At 67.9% G+C, this 18,788-nt stretch carries 14 protein-coding genes; 8 read left to right on the top strand and 6 right to left on the bottom strand.

Annotated elements, in window-relative coordinates; genetic code table 11:
• Window positions 1-267 precede the first annotated feature (267 nt).
• The 5 genes from ABD301_RS41640 to ABD301_RS41660 all read left to right on the top strand — a co-directional run bounded on the left by ABD301_RS41640 (window position 268) and on the right by ABD301_RS41660 (window position 6,054).
• The gene (locus tag ABD301_RS41640) at window positions 268-786 is read left to right on the top strand and encodes a BMP family ABC transporter substrate-binding protein (protein WP_163573552.1); all 519 of its coding nucleotides are present in this window, start codon (window positions 268-270) and stop codon (window positions 784-786) included.
• A gap of 63 nt (window positions 787-849) precedes the next feature.
• Complete coding sequence (locus tag ABD301_RS41645; RefSeq protein ID WP_344315515.1) at window positions 850-2,001, top strand: hypothetical protein; 1,152 nt, start codon at window positions 850-852, stop codon at window positions 1,999-2,001.
• Between the two features lie 58 nt (window positions 2,002-2,059).
• Window positions 2,060-3,805 carry a RelA/SpoT family protein gene (locus ABD301_RS41650; RefSeq protein ID WP_344315516.1) on the top strand — a complete coding sequence of 582 codons (1,746 nt, stop codon included), beginning with the start codon at window positions 2,060-2,062 and terminating at the stop codon, window positions 3,803-3,805.
• Window positions 3,806-3,845: 40 nt separating this feature from the next.
• A complete protein-coding gene (locus ABD301_RS41655) occupies window positions 3,846-4,103 on the top strand; it encodes a protealysin inhibitor emfourin (RefSeq protein ID WP_163573556.1) in 258 nt (85 codons plus the stop codon).
• Window positions 4,104-4,134: 31 nt separating this feature from the next.
• Window positions 4,135-6,054 (top strand): protein kinase domain-containing protein, encoded by a 1,920-nt coding sequence (locus ABD301_RS41660; protein ID WP_344315517.1) that lies wholly within the window; start codon window positions 4,135-4,137, stop codon window positions 6,052-6,054.
• A 4-nt stretch (window positions 6,055-6,058) separates the two neighbouring features.
• Here the strand turns inward: ABD301_RS41660 and ABD301_RS41665 are convergent, their stop codons facing one another.
• The 5 genes from ABD301_RS41665 to era all read right to left on the bottom strand — a co-directional run bounded on the left by ABD301_RS41665 (window position 6,059) and on the right by era (window position 14,261).
• A complete protein-coding gene (locus ABD301_RS41665; RefSeq protein WP_163573559.1) occupies window positions 6,059-8,251 on the bottom strand; it encodes a transglutaminase TgpA family protein in 2,193 nt (730 codons plus the stop codon).
• Between the two features lie 11 nt (window positions 8,252-8,262).
• Window positions 8,263-9,450: a DUF58 domain-containing protein gene (locus ABD301_RS41670; RefSeq protein ID WP_344315518.1), complete on the bottom strand. Its 1,188-nt coding sequence runs from the start codon at window positions 9,448-9,450 to the stop codon at window positions 8,263-8,265.
• Complete coding sequence (locus tag ABD301_RS41675; RefSeq protein WP_344315519.1) at window positions 9,450-10,445, bottom strand: AAA family ATPase; 996 nt, start codon at window positions 10,443-10,445, stop codon at window positions 9,450-9,452. Before ABD301_RS41675 ends, ABD301_RS41670 begins: the two co-directional genes overlap by 1 nt.
• A gap of 34 nt (window positions 10,446-10,479) precedes the next feature.
• A complete protein-coding gene (locus ABD301_RS41680) occupies window positions 10,480-13,212 on the bottom strand; it encodes a fibronectin type III domain-containing protein (RefSeq protein ID WP_344315520.1) in 2,733 nt (910 codons plus the stop codon).
• A 137-nt stretch (window positions 13,213-13,349) separates the two neighbouring features.
• Window positions 13,350-14,261: a GTPase Era gene (gene era, locus ABD301_RS41685; RefSeq protein ID WP_344315521.1), complete on the bottom strand. Its 912-nt coding sequence runs from the start codon at window positions 14,259-14,261 to the stop codon at window positions 13,350-13,352.
• Between the two features lie 184 nt (window positions 14,262-14,445).
• On the opposite strand from era, the gene ABD301_RS41690 reads away from it, so the two are divergent.
• On the top strand, window positions 14,446-15,504 hold the full coding sequence (locus ABD301_RS41690; RefSeq protein WP_163573561.1) for a hypothetical protein: 1,059 nt from the start codon (window positions 14,446-14,448) through the stop codon (window positions 15,502-15,504).
• Window positions 15,505-15,526: 22 nt separating this feature from the next.
• Here the strand turns inward: ABD301_RS41690 and ABD301_RS41695 are convergent, their stop codons facing one another.
• Window positions 15,527-16,366 carry an SAM-dependent methyltransferase gene (locus tag ABD301_RS41695; RefSeq protein WP_344315522.1) on the bottom strand — a complete coding sequence of 280 codons (840 nt, stop codon included), beginning with the start codon at window positions 16,364-16,366 and terminating at the stop codon, window positions 15,527-15,529.
• Between the two features lie 248 nt (window positions 16,367-16,614).
• On the opposite strand from ABD301_RS41695, the gene ABD301_RS41700 reads away from it, so the two are divergent.
• Window positions 16,615-17,862: an FAD-dependent oxidoreductase gene (locus tag ABD301_RS41700; RefSeq protein WP_344315523.1), complete on the top strand. Its 1,248-nt coding sequence runs from the start codon at window positions 16,615-16,617 to the stop codon at window positions 17,860-17,862.
• A gap of 18 nt (window positions 17,863-17,880) precedes the next feature.
• The gene (locus ABD301_RS41705) at window positions 17,881-18,636 is read left to right on the top strand and encodes a PP2C family protein-serine/threonine phosphatase (protein WP_344315524.1); all 756 of its coding nucleotides are present in this window, start codon (window positions 17,881-17,883) and stop codon (window positions 18,634-18,636) included.
• Window positions 18,637-18,788 lie beyond the last annotated feature (152 nt).

The following is an 18,788-nucleotide window of genomic DNA, read 5'->3' on the forward strand; positions in this document are numbered from 1 at the left end:
CAGAAGTGCTCGCCAAGACCAAAACAGCCGCAAACTACCTCATCAATCAGCGCCGAAAACCGAAAGGAAGCGGTCAGAGCGGCCGTACGAGGACGAATCCCAGAAAGGAGCCGAGCGTCCCAACAAGGCCACCTCCGGTAATTCTTTCTTTAATTCTTATTGACTGAAGAATTGCCCCTTTCGGGATCTGGTCAACTCCGGTTCCGCCAGCTACGCTGACGCGGCCGCGCTGTCGGCACTGATGGCAAACGGGGACAGGTAGACACCATGGGGAAGACCGCAAAGCGGCCTTACTGGCTGAGACGACCAAGAAATCTGGTGATAGCGGCCGGCGCCGCCGTTGTCGTGGTGGCGTTGGCGATGTGGCTGGTCGTGACGCCACATTCCGAGCCGTCGCGGGCACGTATCTATCTGGCGTTCACGGCATGTCTGTTGACCGACAGTCGAGGGACGGCCGGTGAAGCGGCCCCGGTGTGGGCGGGGATGCAGAAAGCGTCACTCACCACCCACGCCAAAGTGCAGTTTCTGGCCGCATACGGCCCGCAGACCGAAGCGAACGCCGTTCCGTACGTGAACACGCTGGCCCAGCGCAAATGCAACGTCATCCTGGCCGCGGACAAGACCTCGGTCGACGCGGTGGCCAGCAACGCCCATCGCTTTCCTCGGACAACCTTCGTGGTCGTGGGGTCGCAGGCTGCACAAAGCAACGTCGTGGTCGTCAATGCCTCGCACGACCAGATCCCGGCCGCGGTGGAGGGCGTGATCAAGAAGGCGGTGGCCGGATAGCCATCGGCATGCTCCATCCTTGAGCGGACGGATCTCCGATGGGACAGGGGCAGGACTTTGGCGTTGACAGCGGTCATCGTGCTGGCCACCGCGGCTGGGCTGATCGGCGCACGACTGACCGGCCGGGCGGACGGAAAGCCAAGGAGACTGCCGGCGGCCGGCAGCTGGTTGCTGGTGGTGACGGCGCTGATCTACGTCAACCAGGTGCTGTTCACCGTCTACATCGTACGAGTGCACCACGGCGACACGTCGTTCATCGCAGGCGATCTGCCGACCGGCTGGTTCGCACTGGCCAAAGACAATCCGGTCATCAGCACCATTGCCCAGCATTTCCCGTGGCCGGAGCTGCTGGCGCCGACATTGCTGCGAGTGCAGGCTTTCCTGGAGCTGCCATTCACGATTTTCGCTTTCCTGACGGTGTGTCGCTGGTACGGGCCGGGCCTCTATCACCGGGCCGCAAGGCTGGCGTGGCCGGCGGCGGTGGCGTGGACGGTGACGTTTTGCCTGATCGAGTGGGCACTCCGCACGCCGTACACGGTCCAGGACATCGTGATCCGGCTGGCGTCAATGATCGTCGTGCCCTTCACGGTACGCAAAACAGAAACGCCAAAAGAAGAGCAGCCGGTTGACCTACTGGTTTTCGCCGCATCGGCGGGCGCACTGAGCTATCTCGTCCTGGTCGTGTACGACACGGCTTTGCTCTACAACCTCGGGCACGTCGCCGCTCAGCTGCCGGGAGCCGCCGTCGCGGCGGCGGTCCTGGTGATCGCCAGGGTGCTGGCCAAGGTGCGTACGGCAAAGCGGCCAGGCCCTGCCATCGATTCGATCACCACGTCGTTCCGGTGGCTGATCCTCCTGTTTTTCGTGCCGGCCCTACCGATTCGGTACGGCCTCAGCTTCGGCAGCAGACTCGCCGAAATCGCGGCCCTCGCGGCAGGCCTGGCGGTCGGGGCGGCGGCCGCGACATTAGGACTCCGCGAAGCCTTTGGGCGTACGAGCGGAAACCGTGCGGTCTGGGGAGGGCAGATTGCCGGGGCCCTGATTGTCGGAGCGGCCGCCGGTTGGGGCGCCCTGAAGGCGGTTCCCAGCGGCTATCCCGAAACCAGGCTGCTCGCCGGGGTGGCCGTCGCGGTGCTGGTGACCAGCCTGGCCTGCGGTGCCCTCGACTGGGTACAAAGGCGCAGAGAGTCCCCCATCAGCCACTCAACGCTGTAATGTCGGATAGGACATCTCACCGGTGAGGCGCGAGCGTCACGAGTGAGGAGGGCCGGCCGTGAGCAGACGGTTGGCGAGATGGGTCGGTGGGCGTGCCGTGGCGGAGGCGCCGGCGGTGGCCGCCGAGCCGTTGATCGCGGCGCATCGGCGGCATTTCCCGAAAGCGGATGTCGACGTGCTGCGGCGCGGCTTCGAGGTGGCCGCTTTTGCGCACCGCGACCAGAAACGCAAGTCCGGCGCACCGTACGTGACGCATCCGCTGGCGGTCGCACTGCTGCTGGCCGAGCTCGGCATGGACACCACGACGCTGGTGGCGGCGCTGCTGCACGACACCGTCGAGGACACTTCCCTTGGCCTCAACCAGGTAAGGGACGAGTTCGGCGCCGAGGTCGCGGTGCTGGTCGACGGGGTGACCAAGCTGGACGGCTCGAAATGGGGCGACCGGGCCGAAGCCGAGACCTTCCGCAAGATGATCCTGGCCGCCGCCGACGACCTGCGAGTCATCCTGATCAAGCTGGCTGACCGGGTGCACAACCTGCGCACCCTGCATTGGCATCCCAAACCGGAGAAACGGGAGCGGATCGCGCGCCAGTCCGTGCAGTTGCTGGTCCCGCTGGCCGAGCGGCTCGGGGTTTACGTGCTGCGGCGAGAAATGGAGGATCTCGCCTTCGCCAATCTGCGTCCGGAGGCGTACGAGGAAATTCGTGCCTCTCTCAAGGAAACCGAGCGAGATCGGGCGGCGAGGCTCGGGCCGCTGGTGGACCAGGTCACCCACGCGCTTCGGTCCGCGGGCCTGAAAGCGCAGGTGGAAACCCGCAACCGGCACCTCTATTCGATCCACCGGGACCGGCGCGCCAATCCCATCCTGGACCAGACAATCCGAGTAGGCGACGCCACCCGCATCACCATTCTCGTCAACGGACCGGATGCGGACTGCTATCTGGCTTTGGGCGCCGTGCACGCGATCTGGCATCCGATGCCGGCCCGGATGAAGGACTTCATCGCGGCCCCCAAACACAATCTCTACCAGTCTTTGCACACCACGGTGGTGACCGCGGACGAGGACGTGCTGGAGGTGGAGATTCGTACGCCCCGCATGCACCGGCTCGCCGAATTCGGGATCATCGTGCATATCAACGACGCGGCGCAGACCTCCACACGGCTGGTACGAGACGCCGCTCGGCGGCCTGACCTGGACTGGCTGCGCAACCTGCTGGCCTGGCAGGCGCACCCGGATTCGGGACAGTACCTGGATTCCATCCGGGCCGAGCTGCGCAGCGGCAGCATCGTCGTCTTCACCGAGACCGGAGATGTGGTGCCGCTGCCCCGAAACTCCACCCCGATCGACTTCGCCTACGCGGTCGACCCGGAGCTGGGCGCACATGCGATCGGTGCGATGGTCAACGACCGGCTGGCTGGGCTGCACACCGCACTGGACGATGGCCAGGTGGTACGGATCCTCACCAGCGACAGCACCACACAGGGCGGGCCGTCCGAAGTGTGGCTGGAAACCGCGCAAACGGGCAACGCGCGGGTCCACATTCAACGCTGGCTGGACGAACAGCGCGCCGACCGGGCCGCCGTCGACGGCCGGCTGCGGCTGGTCAAGGTCCTTGCCGAGAACGAGACGGACCTGCTGGAGCTGGAGCAGCACGGCGTCGCGCTGGCCGTGTGCCGGCGGTTGGGCTATCCAGACCTGGAAGCCCTCTATGCGGCAGTCGCGAACGAAACCGTGGTGACGGCGGAGCTGGCCGAGCAACTGGTGGCCACTCCCGCCGCCGCCCCTGTGTACGGCCAAGAATGATCCATTCGACGCCGTCCGCCCAGCGTGGGAGGGTGGTCGGGTGAGGATCACCGTGGTACGAACCGGGGGCTTCGGGGGCCTGCGGCTGGAGAAGTCGCTGGACACCACCGACCAGCCGGAGCTCGACAGCCTGGTCGACCACGCCGACCTCGTCGCCGGCACCGCACCCGAACCCGCTTACGCGGACCGTTTCGTGTACGAGATCAGCACCGACGACGGCCGCACCGGCGTGGTCGGCGAGACGCACATGAGCGACTCGCAGCGCACGCTGGTCGACCGGGTGATGGCTACTTCCTGACCAGACCGGCGGGTACCGGCAGAATGGGCGCATGACCACGGGTGGACCGCCGCCAGGACCATGGCGCCCAGACGGGCGCCCAGAGCCGAACGGCCAGCCAGCGGGCGGCCCGGCGGCCGGCATCGTCGGCTACGGCAAGCTGGAGCTGATCGCGCACGGCAGCTCGGCGCTCATCTACCGGGGCGTCCAGCAGCGGGTCGGCCGGGTGGTGGCGATCAAGGTGCTGACTGTCGACGAAGAGACGACCGCACACCACATCCAGCGCGAACTCGACCTCACCGTGCGGCTGTCCAGCCACCCGCACATCGTGTCGATCATCGACACCGGCACCACCTCGACCGGCAACCCGTACATCGTCATGGAATATTGCGAAGGCGGCTCGTACGCGGAAATCCTGCGCCGGCACGGACCGCGGCCGGTCGCCGAGGTGATCGACATCGGGATCAAGATCGGCGAGGCGCTGCAGGCCGCGCACGACGTCGGCATCATTCACCGGGACGTGAAGCCGCCGAACATCCTGCGCTCCAGGTTCGGGCCGGCGCTGGCCGACTTCGGTATAGCGCGGGCCGCCGACGACATGTCCAGCACCCACACGCTGGACAAACTCACGCCGTACCATGCCTCCCCAGAGGCCCTGGAGCGACGTACGCAGTCGTTCCGCTCGGACATCTACAGCCTCGCGTCCACCCTCTGGCACCTGCTGGCCGGCCGCGCGCCCTTCATCGACCCGAGCGAGCAGGTCCAGGACGTGGTGCAGTTCCGGCTCCGGGTGCTGACCGCGCCGGTGCCGCCGCTCCCCCGGCAGGACGTGCCGCCGTGGCTGCAAGCCGAGCTCGTACGAGCGATGTCGAAGGACGAGCGGCATCGGCACGCCACCGCGATGGAGTTCGCAGGGGTGCTGCGCGACGGTGGCCGCGGCCAGTCCGGGCCGGCGCTGTGGCCGGCTCTGGACCAGGCGCTGCGTACGCCGCCGGCCGACCCCTGGGCGCCGACGAGCGCGCCGCCGGCGATGCCGCTCGCCGAGCCGGACCCGGACCGTACGGTGGTGGCCCGACCTGGGGAAACGACCGGCCCGGGGGCCGGCCGGGGCGCGCCACCGGTCCCGTCCGGGGTTCCGGCGGCAGCGCCGGTGAGCGCCCACCCAGCCGCCGCGGTGCCGCAGTCCGCGCCATCCCAGCCGGTCTCACCTCAGTCCGCGCCACCACAGTCCGCAGCGCCTCAATCGGCACCCCCAGCCGTACAACCCACGGTCCCGCCTGCGGTTCAGCCGTGGTCAAGTCCGCCAGCCAGCGCGCCGCCGACGCTCCAACCGGCACCCACGTCGGCTCAGCCGGCCAGCCCGTGGGCACCGGCTCCGGCCTCCGCACCACCAGCCACACAGTCACCAGCCGCACAGTCACCAGCCGCCCATCCCCCCGTCACCCAACCTCGACCGACGTACCAGCAGACGTACGCACCGACTCCCCCGCCACCACTGCTGCCGCCTTCCCCGTCGAAACCGGCCGAGCCGCCCCCGCCGCGCCGCGGAATAGGGGTGCCGATCCTGATCGCCGCGATCATCGGCCTGGTGCTGGGCCTCGCGGTGGTCGCGGTGCTCGGCGGCTCGCTGCTGAACCCCGGCCCGACCGCGAGCCCGACCATCCCCACCAAGCTGACCAAGGAAAACGCGCCGACCGACATCCAGCTCGCCGACCAGGGCAGCTCGGTCACGGTGACGTGGAAGGATCACACCGGCGGCGCCGCCAGCTACGTGATTTCGGTCGTACGTCAAGACGCCGGCCATCACGCGGTGCCGCAGACAACTGAAGCCGGCCGCACGTCGCGCACCATCGCCGGCCTCGACCCGAGCATCGACTACTGCTTCGTGGTGGCGGCCGTGCTGGACGTGGGCAACCTCGCCGCCGCCGATGCGGTCTGCACGCACCGCCGGCCGGGCCCCGCGCATTCCTGAGCTACTACCGCCAGAGCAGTGGTCTCGGGTTAATCCGCCACCACAACCGGCGCATTTTCCCGCGCGGCCGCAACAGCGCGGATTCGTAGCCCTGCGCGAAAGCGACCGCCCGCGCCGCGTCGGCTTCCCGCGCTGGGCCGTACGAGAAACTCACGCTGTTCACCAGTTCGGCGAGCGGCTGCAGGGCCGGCAACCCGCCGAAAAGCTCGTCTGACTGGACCGAGGTATCGGCCGTACGCACAGCCCAGGTGGCGATTTCCGACGCGTTCAGATGCGGCGGCGGTCGGCGGCCGTCCATCCGCAAGGTGTCCAAAGTTTCGGACCACGCCCCGACAATCCGGTCGGCAGGGTCGCGCGCCGCGAGGCGCGCCCTGGTACGCCGCCGCCGGGCGAAAGCCAGTGCCATCGAAATCGCCAGCAGTACGAGCAAAACCGCGAGCACTGTCCACAGTGGCCAGAGCCGTAGCAGCAACGGGGCCGGCGGCTGGTGCACGTCCGGGTCGCGACCCGGACCCTTCTTGTCCGGCGGTCCCTGCAGCTGGGCGAGCTGCTGGAGTTTGACCTGCTGGTCCTTTTTCGCCTGCGGCGTCTGGGCATCCGGCGGCGGGGTAGCCGATTTCGCGGTCGGGGTCGGGTCGAAAGCCACCCAGCCAACGCCGTTGAAATACACCTCGGGCCAGGCGAAGGCGTCGCCACTGCGGACAACCCAGCGGTTGTTGCCGACCGAATGGCCGGCGTGGAAACCCACGACGACCCGGGTGGGCAGGCCGACAATCCGTGCCATCACGGCGAAAGACGCGGCGAACTGCTCGGACGTGCCGCGGCCACCGTGTTTGGAGGTCAGGAAGAACGCCAGGGTGGCTAGGCCATGCCCGCTGGCGGCCTCCGGGTCGAACGCATACGTGTTCTTCAGGTAACGCTCCAAAAGCAGCGCCCGCTGGTACGGAGTGTCCGCGCGTTTGGTGTTCTGCTGCGCCAAAACCGTGATCACCGGCGGCACCCCGGACGGGACCGCGAGGTCTGGGGCGAGGTCGCCGGAGGTCGGCGTGTCCGCGGTCGCCAGCTCGCTGGCGGACGGCTGCGCCAGCGTCGACGTGACCGTGTATCCGAGCCCTGGCAGCAAACCCTGCGGCCGTACGAGCGAACCCGTGGTGTCGACCGACACCTGCACGCCGGTCACCTGCCGGGGCTGTTCGACCGCCGGCAGCCAGAGGCCGGTCAGTCCGATAACGGTGATCCGCTGCTGCAGCGTGGCCGCGGACCCGTCCGTACCCACCGCCGCTGGCAGCACGCTGCCGGCCGACCGGTACGCCGAACCCGGCGTCCAGGCCAGCCCGTCGTACGTGTCGAGGGCGACCAACCGGATCCGCTGCGGCGACGGGCTGGTCACCTCCATCAGCACCTCGCTCGGCCGCTGCGCCCAGCCGGCGATCTCGCCCAGCGGGTTGACCTGGTCGAGCCGCTGCTGGGGCGGAGTCACGTACGCGCGCGGATCGACCGGGTCGCCGCTGCGCAGCCCCGCGACCAGCGGGCCAACCGCCACCACCGCTGCGACGAAGACGACCACCGCGACCACGGCGCTGACACCGGCGCGTACTTGATGGGCCGCCGCCCGCCGGATCCCGCCGGCCGGCCGGGTCGCGACCAATGCGACCGCGGCCACGAAAACGAAAGCCAGCATCGCCGGCACCGAGCCCGACGCGTTCGGGCCAACCAGCACGAGTGCTGCGGTCAAGGCCAGAACAGCCGGCAACAACGACAGCAAAGCACGGCCGGTCCGCAGCGCGATCTCGGCGCCAGCGGCCGCCGCGAGCCAGCAGATTCCCAGTGGCAGCACCAAAGTCGCCGGCGTGACCTGCACCGGAATGGTGGCCGTCAGAACCTGCGCGCCGGTGTTCCGGATCGCGCCGAGATAAAGCGTCGCGATCGACCCAGGGTCCAACGAAGGCACCAGAAAAACCACCACGACGGTGAGTACGACGAAAAAGGCGAGCGAGAGGATCGCCGAGAAAACCAACCGCAGCTTCAGAAAAGTCGTGGCGAGCGCGATCAGCAAAGCGCCAGCGGCGGCGATGGCCACCCACAATGGCAGGCCCAGGCCCGAGTAAATGCGGCCGATCGTCGCCGACCCCAGCCCGGCCGCGACGGCCGCTGCGACGGCCGGCAGGATGCGGCCCATTCGCGACGGCGCGGCCACTTTCGCGATCCCTACCAAGCCGGCACCGCGTTCCAGCCATCGGCGAAGGCGGCCGCGTCGGCAGCCGCGATCAGCGTGACGCCGGGCAGCCGGGCGGCTCGTACGTCAGAGCCGCCGAAAGCCCCGATCACCACGGTCGGATAGACCTCGGACAGGGCGGCCGCCTGGTTCAGTTCGGACCCATCAGTGGAACCGCTGCCGGTCAACAAAATCGCGGTGTCCCCCCGGCGGCGGTGCCTGAGCCGCTGCAAAACCGACCCGAACGGCGTACCTTCCACCGGCCTGACCTCGGCCAACAAGTCCAGCAGCGGTTGTACGCCAATGTCCGGCCCGCCCTCGATCAGCGCCCCGCTGGCCAGGTGCAGGTCGACGGTGAGGCCGCTGCCAACGACCGCGGTCACCACTGAAGCGGCCGCGTCGACGGCGTCCTCGAAGCCGTCCCCGTCGTATACCTCCGGCCGGTCGTCCAGCACCACCGCGATCCGCGGCAGGCTGGTGTCCACGTGCTCGCGGACCATCAGCTGACCAATGTGCGCGGACGTACGCCAATGCACGTGCCGCAGGTCATCGCCGGCCACATATTCCCGCAGCGCGTGGAAAGTGATGCTGCCGTGCTGCACTTTGTCGACGATGCCGTCCAAACTGCGGTTGGTGCCGACCGGCACGTGCAGCAGCGGATAAACTCGCGGGTGCACCCAAACCCGGGCGGCTTTGCCGTACGGCCAAGCCAGTCGGACCAGACCCAGCGGGTCGCGGCGGGCGATCCGCAACGGCCCCACATCGACAATTCCGCGCCGCCGGGTGGGCACCTGATAAGTCGTGGTGATCTCCTCGCGCGGCGACAGCCGGATCGGCTGCAACGGTTGGTCCGCCTCGAAATCGCGGCCAGCGCAGTGATCTTCACCGACCAGGGCGGCCGAGCGCCACCGCGAGCCGTTGCGGATCTGTACCACTCCGAGGCATTCCTGGCCGCGGGCCACCCGGGCCGGTTCGACCCGGCGCTGGACGCGCAGCGGCGGCCGGGAAGCCACCCACACCACCGAGCCGATGGCTGCGATCAGACCAGCGGTGCCGAGCACCGCGAGGTCCGAGTAGCCGAAAACCAGGCCCGCCACCAGCAACGCGACGGCCGCGAGCGGCAGCCCGATCCCGCGTGCGGTCAACCCCCGTCTGGCCAGGTCGGCGATCCGATCGAGCACTAGTCAGAACCCGCGCCCACCGGCTGCGGCACCGCGACCGTCTCCATCGCCTGCCGCAGCACTCCGTCGGCTGTGCTGCCGCGCATCTGCGCGTCCGGCGCGAGCAGCAGCCGGTGCGCCAGCACCGGACCGGCCAGCTCTTTCATGTCCTCCGGGATCACGTACGGCCGGCCGTTGGACAGCGCCCACACCCGGGCCGCGCGGGTCAGCGAGATCGCTCCTCGCGGGCTGACACCGACCCGCACCTCGTCCATGCTGCGGGTCGCGGCCGCCAACCGTACGGCGTAGAGATAAAGCGGGTCGGCGATGTGTACGCGCGAGGCCAACGACACCAGCCGCGACACCGTGCTGGTGTCGGTGACCGCGTGCAGCTGGTCGACGCTGTGGCCGGCGGCCGCCGCCCGGAGCACCTCGACCTCGTTCCGCTCGTCCGGATAGCCGACCGAGATCCGCATCAGGAAGCGGTCCAGCTGCGCCTCCGGCAGCCGGTACGTGCCGTCCATCTCGACCGGGTTCTGAGTGGCGACGACCATGAACGGCCGGGGCACCGGGTGGCCCGTACCGTCCACCGTGACCAGCCGCTCCTCCATGACCTCCAGCAGCGCCGACTGGGTTTTCGGGGACGCCCGGTTGATTTCGTCGGCGACCACGATGTTCGCGAAAATCGGTCCATTGTGGAATTCGAAGGCTCTGGTCGCCTGGTTGAAAATCGTCACGCCGGACACGTCCGACGGCAGCAGGTCCGGGGTGAACTGGATCCGCCGCCACTGGCCCTGCACGCTCGCCGCGATGGCCCGCGCGAGTGAGGTCTTGCCAGTCCCAGGCACGTCCTCGATCAGCAGGTGACCCTCCGCGAACAACGCGGTCAAAGCCAGCCGAACCACCTGGTTCTTGCCCAGGACGGCCAGCTCCACATTGGACACCACCCGGCCGAACGTGTCGACGAAACCCTGGACTTCCTGCGGCGTGGGCGGCTGCTGCGCCGGTACGGTCACCCGATCACTCCATTGTGGACGGTCATCTTGCTGGTCAGCATCTGGGCAGGTTGTTCAGCTGGTCGTCGGATTGTTCCAGATAGGCACCGACAACGTACCCGCCACCGGCATTGGGGATATAGATCCAGTAGGTGCTCTGCCGGCCCTTGCCACCGTTCTCGCTCTTGTGTTCGTCGACCTGGTTTCCGGTCTGTGACTGGTAACCAATGCCGTAGCATTCGGCCGACGCGGAGGCGCCCTTGCCCAGCTTGCCTTTGTTGGGGGGACCGTGGTCCGGGTCCGACTGCGGCACGTTCTGCAGGATGCCAAGGCCACAGTCCCCGCCGGGCTCGGCATTGTCACAGCTGTTGGTGATGGTGAACACCGTGCTCTGCACCGTGCCGCTGGCATTGGCGGTCAGGCCGGTCGAAGAGGTGGCGACGACCTTGTAGTCGTAGTTCGTGCTGGCCTTGGGCACGGTGGCCGAGCCGCCCGTGCAGCTGCTGATCTTCTTGCCGTTGAGGGTGATCGCGCACGTACCACCCGGGGCACCGGCGCCCCAGTCGACCGTGAAGCTGATCGCCACCTGGGTGTAGCCACCGCTGCTCTCGTTGACCCGCGAGATTTGCGGCGGCGGGTTGCTCGCCTTCCCGGTCGCGGCGCCAGGCTGGCTGTCACCGGCTTCGTTGCGCGCCACCAGGGAAATGCTGGCCGACGCGCCGGGGGCGAGGTTCGGGACGTTGAGGCTGGTTTGGTCGGGGGTCACCTGCTGCGCCACGCCATTCACGGTCGCGGTGTAGCCGGACAGCGGCTTGCCGTTCTCGTTCGGCTTGGGCCAGGTGAAAGTCACCGAAGTCGCGGTGACCGCGCCGGCCGAGACGACCGGCTGATCAGGCACCGTGTACGGGGTGACCTGCGAAGGCGCGCTCGGCGGGCTGGCGGTCGCGGCGCCCTCGGCGACGACCGTGATCGCATATGCGTCGCCGTAGGTCAGAGTCCCCTTGGGCAGGGTGAGGCTCTTCGCAAGATTGGCGTCGAAAGACTGGTCGCCGTTGGCGCTGCTCGCGATGACCTTGTAGTTGGTGATGCCGGGCCCCTGGTCGAGCGGAGGCGTCCACTTCACCAGCACCGAGCCGTCGGATGGGTTCGCGGTCGCTTGTACGGCCATCGGGATGCCGGGCACGTCACCGGTCGGGGTGACCGGGTTCGCAAGCGCCTCCGGGCCGCTGCCGACCCGGTTCCGGGCGGTCACCGAGAAGCGGTATTCCACGCCATTGGTGAGCCCGTCGACGGTCGTCGAGTGCCGGCCGGACGACACCACCTTGGACGACATGCCCGGGGCGGACACCACGTACGAGTTGACCGCGCCGCCGGTGGCCGGCGTACGCCAGCTGAGCTGCACCGACCTGTTCCCGGCGGACGCGTCCACCGACGGCACCTGGCCGGGCGCCTTCAACGCCGGCGCGCTCGGGCCGTTGCCGCTGTCCGGGGTGGTGCCGCCGCCGGGCGAGCCGGGCGACGGGTTGGCGCCGGTCGCGCCGCCGCCGACCGGGTTCGGGTTGGGGTTGGTGGGCGGCGCCTGCGCTTCGCCCTGGTCGGTCGGGCCGGGCACGTCCGGCGGGTATTTGTCCACGTCGAGCCGGGTGCCCTGGCCGTCTACCACTACCGCGTGGGACGAGCTGGGCGCGTTGATCACCAGGTGGTCCTCACGGACCTCCAGCTCGATCGGGCCGTTCGCGTCCGGGATCGCGATCGGCGTCGCCGGGGTCCCGGTCAGGCCGAGCACCTGCACGGAGTGAGCGGTGTTGTCAGCCACGTACATCCGCCCGCCAAAGACCACCGCGGGCCCGAGATCCTTGCCCGTACCAGGCACTTTGACCTGGTTGACGGTGGTGCCGTTGACCAGGAACACCGTCCGCGAATCCGGCTGGGTGACCGGGATGACGCCGTCGGCGTGGTCCGGGATGAGCACCGGGCCGCGGATCGGGGACTGGACGACCGAGGCGATTTTGCTGTCGGTGAGGGTGGAAATCTGACCGTTGGTGGTGTCGATGACGGCCGCTCCCGAGCGCAGGGCGGTCATCGCGTACGAGTGCCCTGGTTCGCCAACCTTCGCGGTCGCGGCCACCTGGGCGCCCTTGGCGGTGGTGTTCGCCGCCTCGGCGGCCTGGGAGCCCGCTCCGGCGCCGGCCGCGCTGACCGCGACCACGGTGCCCTGGCTCGACACGGTGAACCAGAGCCGGCCGGTCTCGTCCGCCACCCCGCCACTCAGGGTCGGGAACGACAGCGGCGAGCCGATCTTGGCCAGCGTCGCCGGGTCGATCTGCTGGACCTGCCCGCTCAGGTCGTTGACCAGGAAGGCCGCGTCACCGGCCAGCACGACCCGCACATTCGGTCCCTGCGGGCCCTGTGCCTTGCGAGCGGCGCCGAGCTGGTTCAGGTCGAGCGAGGAGATCTGGCCGGTGTCCAGGTCGCGAATGAGGACGTGCTGGTCCGTCTGGGTGATCTGCACGCGGTGGCCGTGCGCGTCGGTCAGCGGCGCCCGCTGGTCGACCTTGCCGGAAGACGTGTTGACCCGGCCGGCCTCACCCTTCTGAGACGACCACAGCCACACGTTGCCGTCCGAGATGTTCAGCACCCGGCTCGCCGCGCCGGCGCCGAAGACCGTCGCGAACATCGAGCCGAGCAGCACCGCCACCACGACAACCGACGCGAACCCGCCCGAATGCGACAACCGCCCGCGCAGGAACGGCAGTGACCCGTCGGCCCTGCGCGCGGAGAGCTTCATGACTGGAATCCCCGTAGGTCGTTGGCACCGGATGACACCTCAGCGGAAACTGCCCACATGGTACGCCGAGCAACCTACCCACTCCGTACGTTCTCCTGACCTGTGGGTATGCCCTTTGGTTCAGCCTGATATGTCGGCTAGAAGCCGAGTTTGCGCAGTTGCCGCGGGTCGCGCTGCCACTCCTTGGCGATCTTGACGTGCAGATCGAGGTAGACGCGGCGGCCGAGCAGCTCCTCGATGGCCGCGCGGGCGGTGCTGCCGACCTCCTTCATCCGCGCACCACCGGCGCCCAGCACGATCGCCTTCTGGCTCTGACGCTCCACATACACCACCGCGTGGATGTCCATCAGAGCGTTCTCTGAGTCGCTGCGCGGACCCATCTCCTCAACGGTGACGGCGAGCGAGTGCGGGAGCTCGTCGCGTACGCCCTCCAGCGCGGCCTCACGGATCAGCTCGGCGATCATCGTCTCGGTCGGCTCGTCGGTGACCGCGCCCTCCGGGTAGAGCGGTGGCGACTCCGGCAGCTGCTTGATCAGCAGCTCGGAGAGCAGCTCGACCTGGTCGTCGGCGACCGCGGACAGCGGCACGATGTCCTCGAAGGAGATGCCGGCGTGCTCCCCCAGCTTGGCCACCCCCATCAGCTGCTCAGCCAGCTTGGCGGGGCCCACCAGGTCGGTCTTGGTGACGACGGCGAACTTCTTCGCCTGCTTCAGCCCGGCGATGTCGGCGGCGATCCGCCGGTCGCCCGGCCCGATCGGCTCGTTGGCCGGGATGCACAGCACCACGGCGTCGACCTCGGACCAGGTGGCCCGGACGATGTCGTTGAGGCGCTGGCCGAGCAGCGTACGAGGCTTGTGCAGCCCAGGCGTGTCGACCAGGACGATCTGCGCGTCGGCCCGGTGCACGATGCCGCGGATGGCGTGCCGGGTCGTCTGCGGCTTGCTGCTGGTGATCGCCACCTTCCGCCCCACCAGGGCGTTGATCAGCGTCGACTTGCCGGTGTTCGGCCGGCCCACCAGGCACACGAAACCCGCTCTGTACTCCGTCACCGCCCCATCATCGCGTACGCGGCTAAGATGGATGGCCAGCGGCCTCGATGGGCACCCCCTCCGCACCGGGGCCGCTCTGTTTTCCAGCTAGCTCTCTGACCAGATTTGCTTGCCAGTGCTCGGGTTTCGGTGCTCGTCAGCGCCGACTAAGCTCGGTCGTCCGTACCAGCGTTGGGGGAGAAAAATGGCAGCCGCGCGGGCCGTCCACACCGTCGGCAGCATGCCGTTGGACCTGCACACCGCCGAAGAGACGATGCGGTTGACGCTGGACTCCGCCGGTCCGCTGCTGCGATCGCTGTCCGACGGCGAGCCCGGCCGCAACTACGTCCAGCCGGTGGTCGACGGCCTCGATGGCCACCCGGCGCTGCGCAAGGTCAACGCCGGCGACTGGTCGACGATGAACAAACGCACGATGTACAAGGTGAAGCGCGGCCACACCCTGCGCGAGAAACCGCTCGACGACTACTTGCTCTATCTCACCAGCGCGATCGACAACTGGCCGATTTTCCTGCGGCTGCGCGAGGAATACCAGCTGCCGGAGCTGTCGTACCAGGTCGGACTGCCCACCGACTTCGTGTTGTCCTTCATTGCTTTCGGGCCCGGCGGTGCCTTCAGCAAGGAGAACCACCGGGCGTTCCTCGAAGCGACCGAACGCGGCATCCACCGCATCCATGAGTTGGCCGGTGACCAGGTGATTTTCCAGGTGGAAACGCCGGCCGAGACGTTGCTGAGCGCCAACGCGCCCGGCCCGGTGCGGCCGGTCGCGGCCCGGCTGCTGGCCAAGGGCGTCGCGCGGATCGCCCAGCAGGCCCCGATCGGTGCCCGGTTCGGCATTCACGTGTGCCTGGGCAGCCTCACCGACGACGCCCCGGCCGGCCCCCGTACGGCGGGACAGCAGACCACCGTACGCAATGCTGGCCAACTCACCAGCATCGTCAATGCCACCAAGGAAATCTGGCCGGCCGATCGGCCGCTGGAATTCGTGCACCTGCCGCTGCTCACCGATCGTGGCGAGGGTTTCTACCGCGGGCTCGACAAGCTCGAGGTCGGCGACACCCGGATCGCCGCCGGGATCGTACGCGAGGAGATCCCCTTCGACGAGCAGCGCCGGACGCTGGAGTGGGTCGAATCGCGGGTCGGCCGACAGGTGGACATCAGCCCGTCGTGTGGGCTCGGCCGGCGACCCGACGCCACCGCCGCGAAAGCCGCGTTGGACCGGGCGGTCGCCCTCGCCGAGTCCTGATTTCCTTTACCGCAAAGGCAAATCAGCTCTTGCGGGCGACCGCGCCAAGCACCAGGTTGCCCTCGGCCGGCATCGGGGCGACCTGCGGGCCGTCCGGCCACCACTCGTTCAGCACGGTCAGGCCCGGGTCGAGCACCTGCCAGTCACCGAAGAACTGGGTGATCTCCGCGCGGTCGCGCCAGGTCAGCTTCTCGATCACCGCGCTCAGGGTCTGAAAAACCCGCACGCCGAGCGCTCTGTTCTCGCTGTCCTTGCCTGGCATGGTCATCTGGGCGATGGCCACATATGACCCCGGCGCCATCCGCTCCAAATACTGGGCGACGAAGTCCTGCGGCTTGGCGTCCTCGTCGACCAGATGCAGGATGCCCACCATCAGCAGCCCCATCGGGCGATCCAACTCCAGGTGGGCCGCCACCGTCGGGTTGGCGAACAGCTTCTCCGGGTCGATGAAGTCAGCGTCGACGAAATGGGTGTGCTCGTTCTCCTCCAGCACCGCGCGGCCGTGCGCGACGACGACGGGGTCGTTGTCGACGTACACGACAGTGGCGTCGGGATTGACCTGCTGGGCGATCTCGTGGGTGTTCTGCGCGGTGGGCAACCCCGAACCCAGGTCCAGGAACTGGTCGATGCCAGCCGGGCCGGCGAGGAACCGCACCACCCGGACCAGCCACTTGCGCTGCTCCTGGACGATCAGCGGGAGGGCCGGCGCGAACTGCGAGATCTGGTTGAAAACCGCGCGGTCGACTTCGAAGTTGTCCTTGCCGCCGTTGAACAGGTCATACACCCGGGCGTGGCTCGGCCGGTTGGTGTCAATCTGCGGCGGGATGTAATCCCGGCCGGAAGGTTCGCCGACACTCGACATCTATTGGCCCCACTCAAAGTTTGTTCCCGACCTATGACTCAGGACAGCCCCGCGCCAGCATTCTACCGGGTCGTCGCGTTTCATCGCGAACTGATCCGAAAAGACGCCTTCCCACATTCTCTCGGTCTGACCTTCGGGTCAGAATAGTAGATACCGCCCGGAGCGGAGTTGCCAGTACGGCGAGAGTACGGTGAGATGACTGCGCATCACTCGCTGTCGCGGGGAACAACAAGGGAGTGTGTTCAGCGTTGTCCGGTCCTCCCCAGCAAGCCGGATGCGTCATCGCAGGCGGCGGCCCCGCCGGGATGGTGCTTGGCCTGTTGCTGGCCAGAGCCGGCGTGGAAGTCGTGGTGCTGGAGAAACACCCGGACTTCCTGCGGGACTTCCGTGGCGACACCGTGCATCCGTCCACGCTGACGCTGCTGGACGAGTTGGGACTGTCCGAGCAGTTCGACCAGATGCCGCACCGGGATTTCGACAAGCTGAGCTTCACCATTGGCGACACCGTGGTGCAGTTCGCCGATTTCAGCCAAATCAACTGGCCGCACAAATGCGTCCGGATGGTCCCGCAGTGGGATTTCCTCAGTCTGCTCTCCCGCGCGGCCGCCGACGAGCCCACTTTCCATCTGGCGATGGAAACCGAGGTCACCAGCCTGATCCGGGACGGCGAACAGGTGGCCGGCGTGCGTTATCGGACGGCGGCCGGCGAAACCGGGGAAATTCGCGCCGACCTGACGGTCGGCTGCGACGGCCGGCATTCCCGGATCCGCCGCGAGGCGCGACTGCCGGTCCGGGAGACTCCGGTGCCGGTCGACGCCTGGTGGTTTTCCTTACCGCGTAACGGAGACACCGACCTGGAAGGCGGCGTCGGACGGTTCTATCCCGGGCATATGTTCGTGATGCAGGACCGCGGCGACTACTGGCAGGTCGCGTATTTGTTCAGAAAAGGCACCAACGACCAGCGGCGCAGCGAGCCCATCACGCTTTTCCAGGAACAAATCGCAAAACTGCTGCCATGGGTGGCCGACGGCGTGAAAGCGCTGACATCGTGGGACGAAATCCCGTTCCTGGACGTAAAAGTGAACAGGTTGCAGCGGTGGTACGGCCCAGGTGTGCTCTGCATTGGCGACGCCGCGCACGCGATGTCGCCAGCCGGCGGACCGGGCGTCAACCTGGCCGTCCAGGACGCGGTCGCGGCGGCCCGAGTGCTCGCGCCGGCCTTGCTGCGTGGCGGCGGCGTGAGCGTCCGGGAGTTGGCCAGAATCCAGTCCCGACGAGCCATGCCGGCGATGGTTATCCAGACCCTGCAACGAGTTCTGCACGCCACAGTGTTCGAGCCGGTGCTGGCCGCGACCGGTGAGCTGAAAATGCCCTTGCTGGCGAAAATGATCATCCGCTATCCGCTGCTGAGGCGAATGCCGGCCCGGATGATCGGCATCGGACCGCGCCCCGAACATGCTCCCGGCTTCGCCCGCCGGCCAGCGAAAGTCGCTTAGGTCAGTAGAGTCCGGCGGGTGGGAATACCGAGTGGACCTCAACAGGGCAGCGCGCTGACCGGGCAGCGCCGGCTGGACATCGCGGCCGGCACCGATGTCGGCCATAAATATTCGGAAAACTACGACGTGCTGCACATCGACCTGGACCGGCCGCTGCTGCTGGTGGCGGACGGAATGGGCGCCGGCGAGGGCAGCCGGGCCGCCGGCCGTACGACCGCCGAGGTGTTGGTGCCTGCGTTGCGCGCAATCGCGACCATTGACCCGCAAAGCTTACGGGCGGCGGTCGACGAAGCCGCCGCTGCCGTACGAGCAGCCGGCACCACCATCGCTGGGCTGACCGGCTGCACCCTCGCCGCGATCGTGCTGGACGGACCGACCGGCTGGATCGTACAAATGGGCGACAGCCGCGTCTACCGCCTTCGGGACGGCTGGCTGGAATTGCTCACCATCGACCACACCGCTGCCTGGTTGGGGCTGACACACGGATTCCTGCACGCGGGAGCACCCGACACTCAGCGGGCGAGCTACCAACTTCACCGTTATATGGGACATCCAGCGAATCCCGAACCCGATCTGCTCGCGGTCGCACTGCGACCCGGCGATGTGCTGTTGGCTTGTACGGACGGGATCAGCGACCAACTCGCGTACGCCCAACTCAGCGAAATCCTGGCCGGCCCAGGCTCCCCCACCGACCTTCTCGCCTTACTGTTGGCCGCCGCCGAAGCCGCTGGCGGAAACGACAACGCCACAGCAGCAGTCGTACGCATCAGCTAGCCGAGGATCTCTATTGGGTGAGTCCTGGATCCGCCGATTCTGGTGAAGGGCGTTGAATTTCCGGTGTTGCTGGTGGGGCTGTTTTAGTTAGCTACCCCAACGAAATTCGTCTATTCGAACAGGTGTACGATGTTCGGTATGGGTTGGACGGT

It is taken from the genome of Fodinicola feengrottensis (genome assembly GCF_039530045.1).
GTDB classification, from domain to species: Bacteria; Actinomycetota; Actinomycetes; order Mycobacteriales; family HKI-0501; genus Fodinicola; species Fodinicola feengrottensis.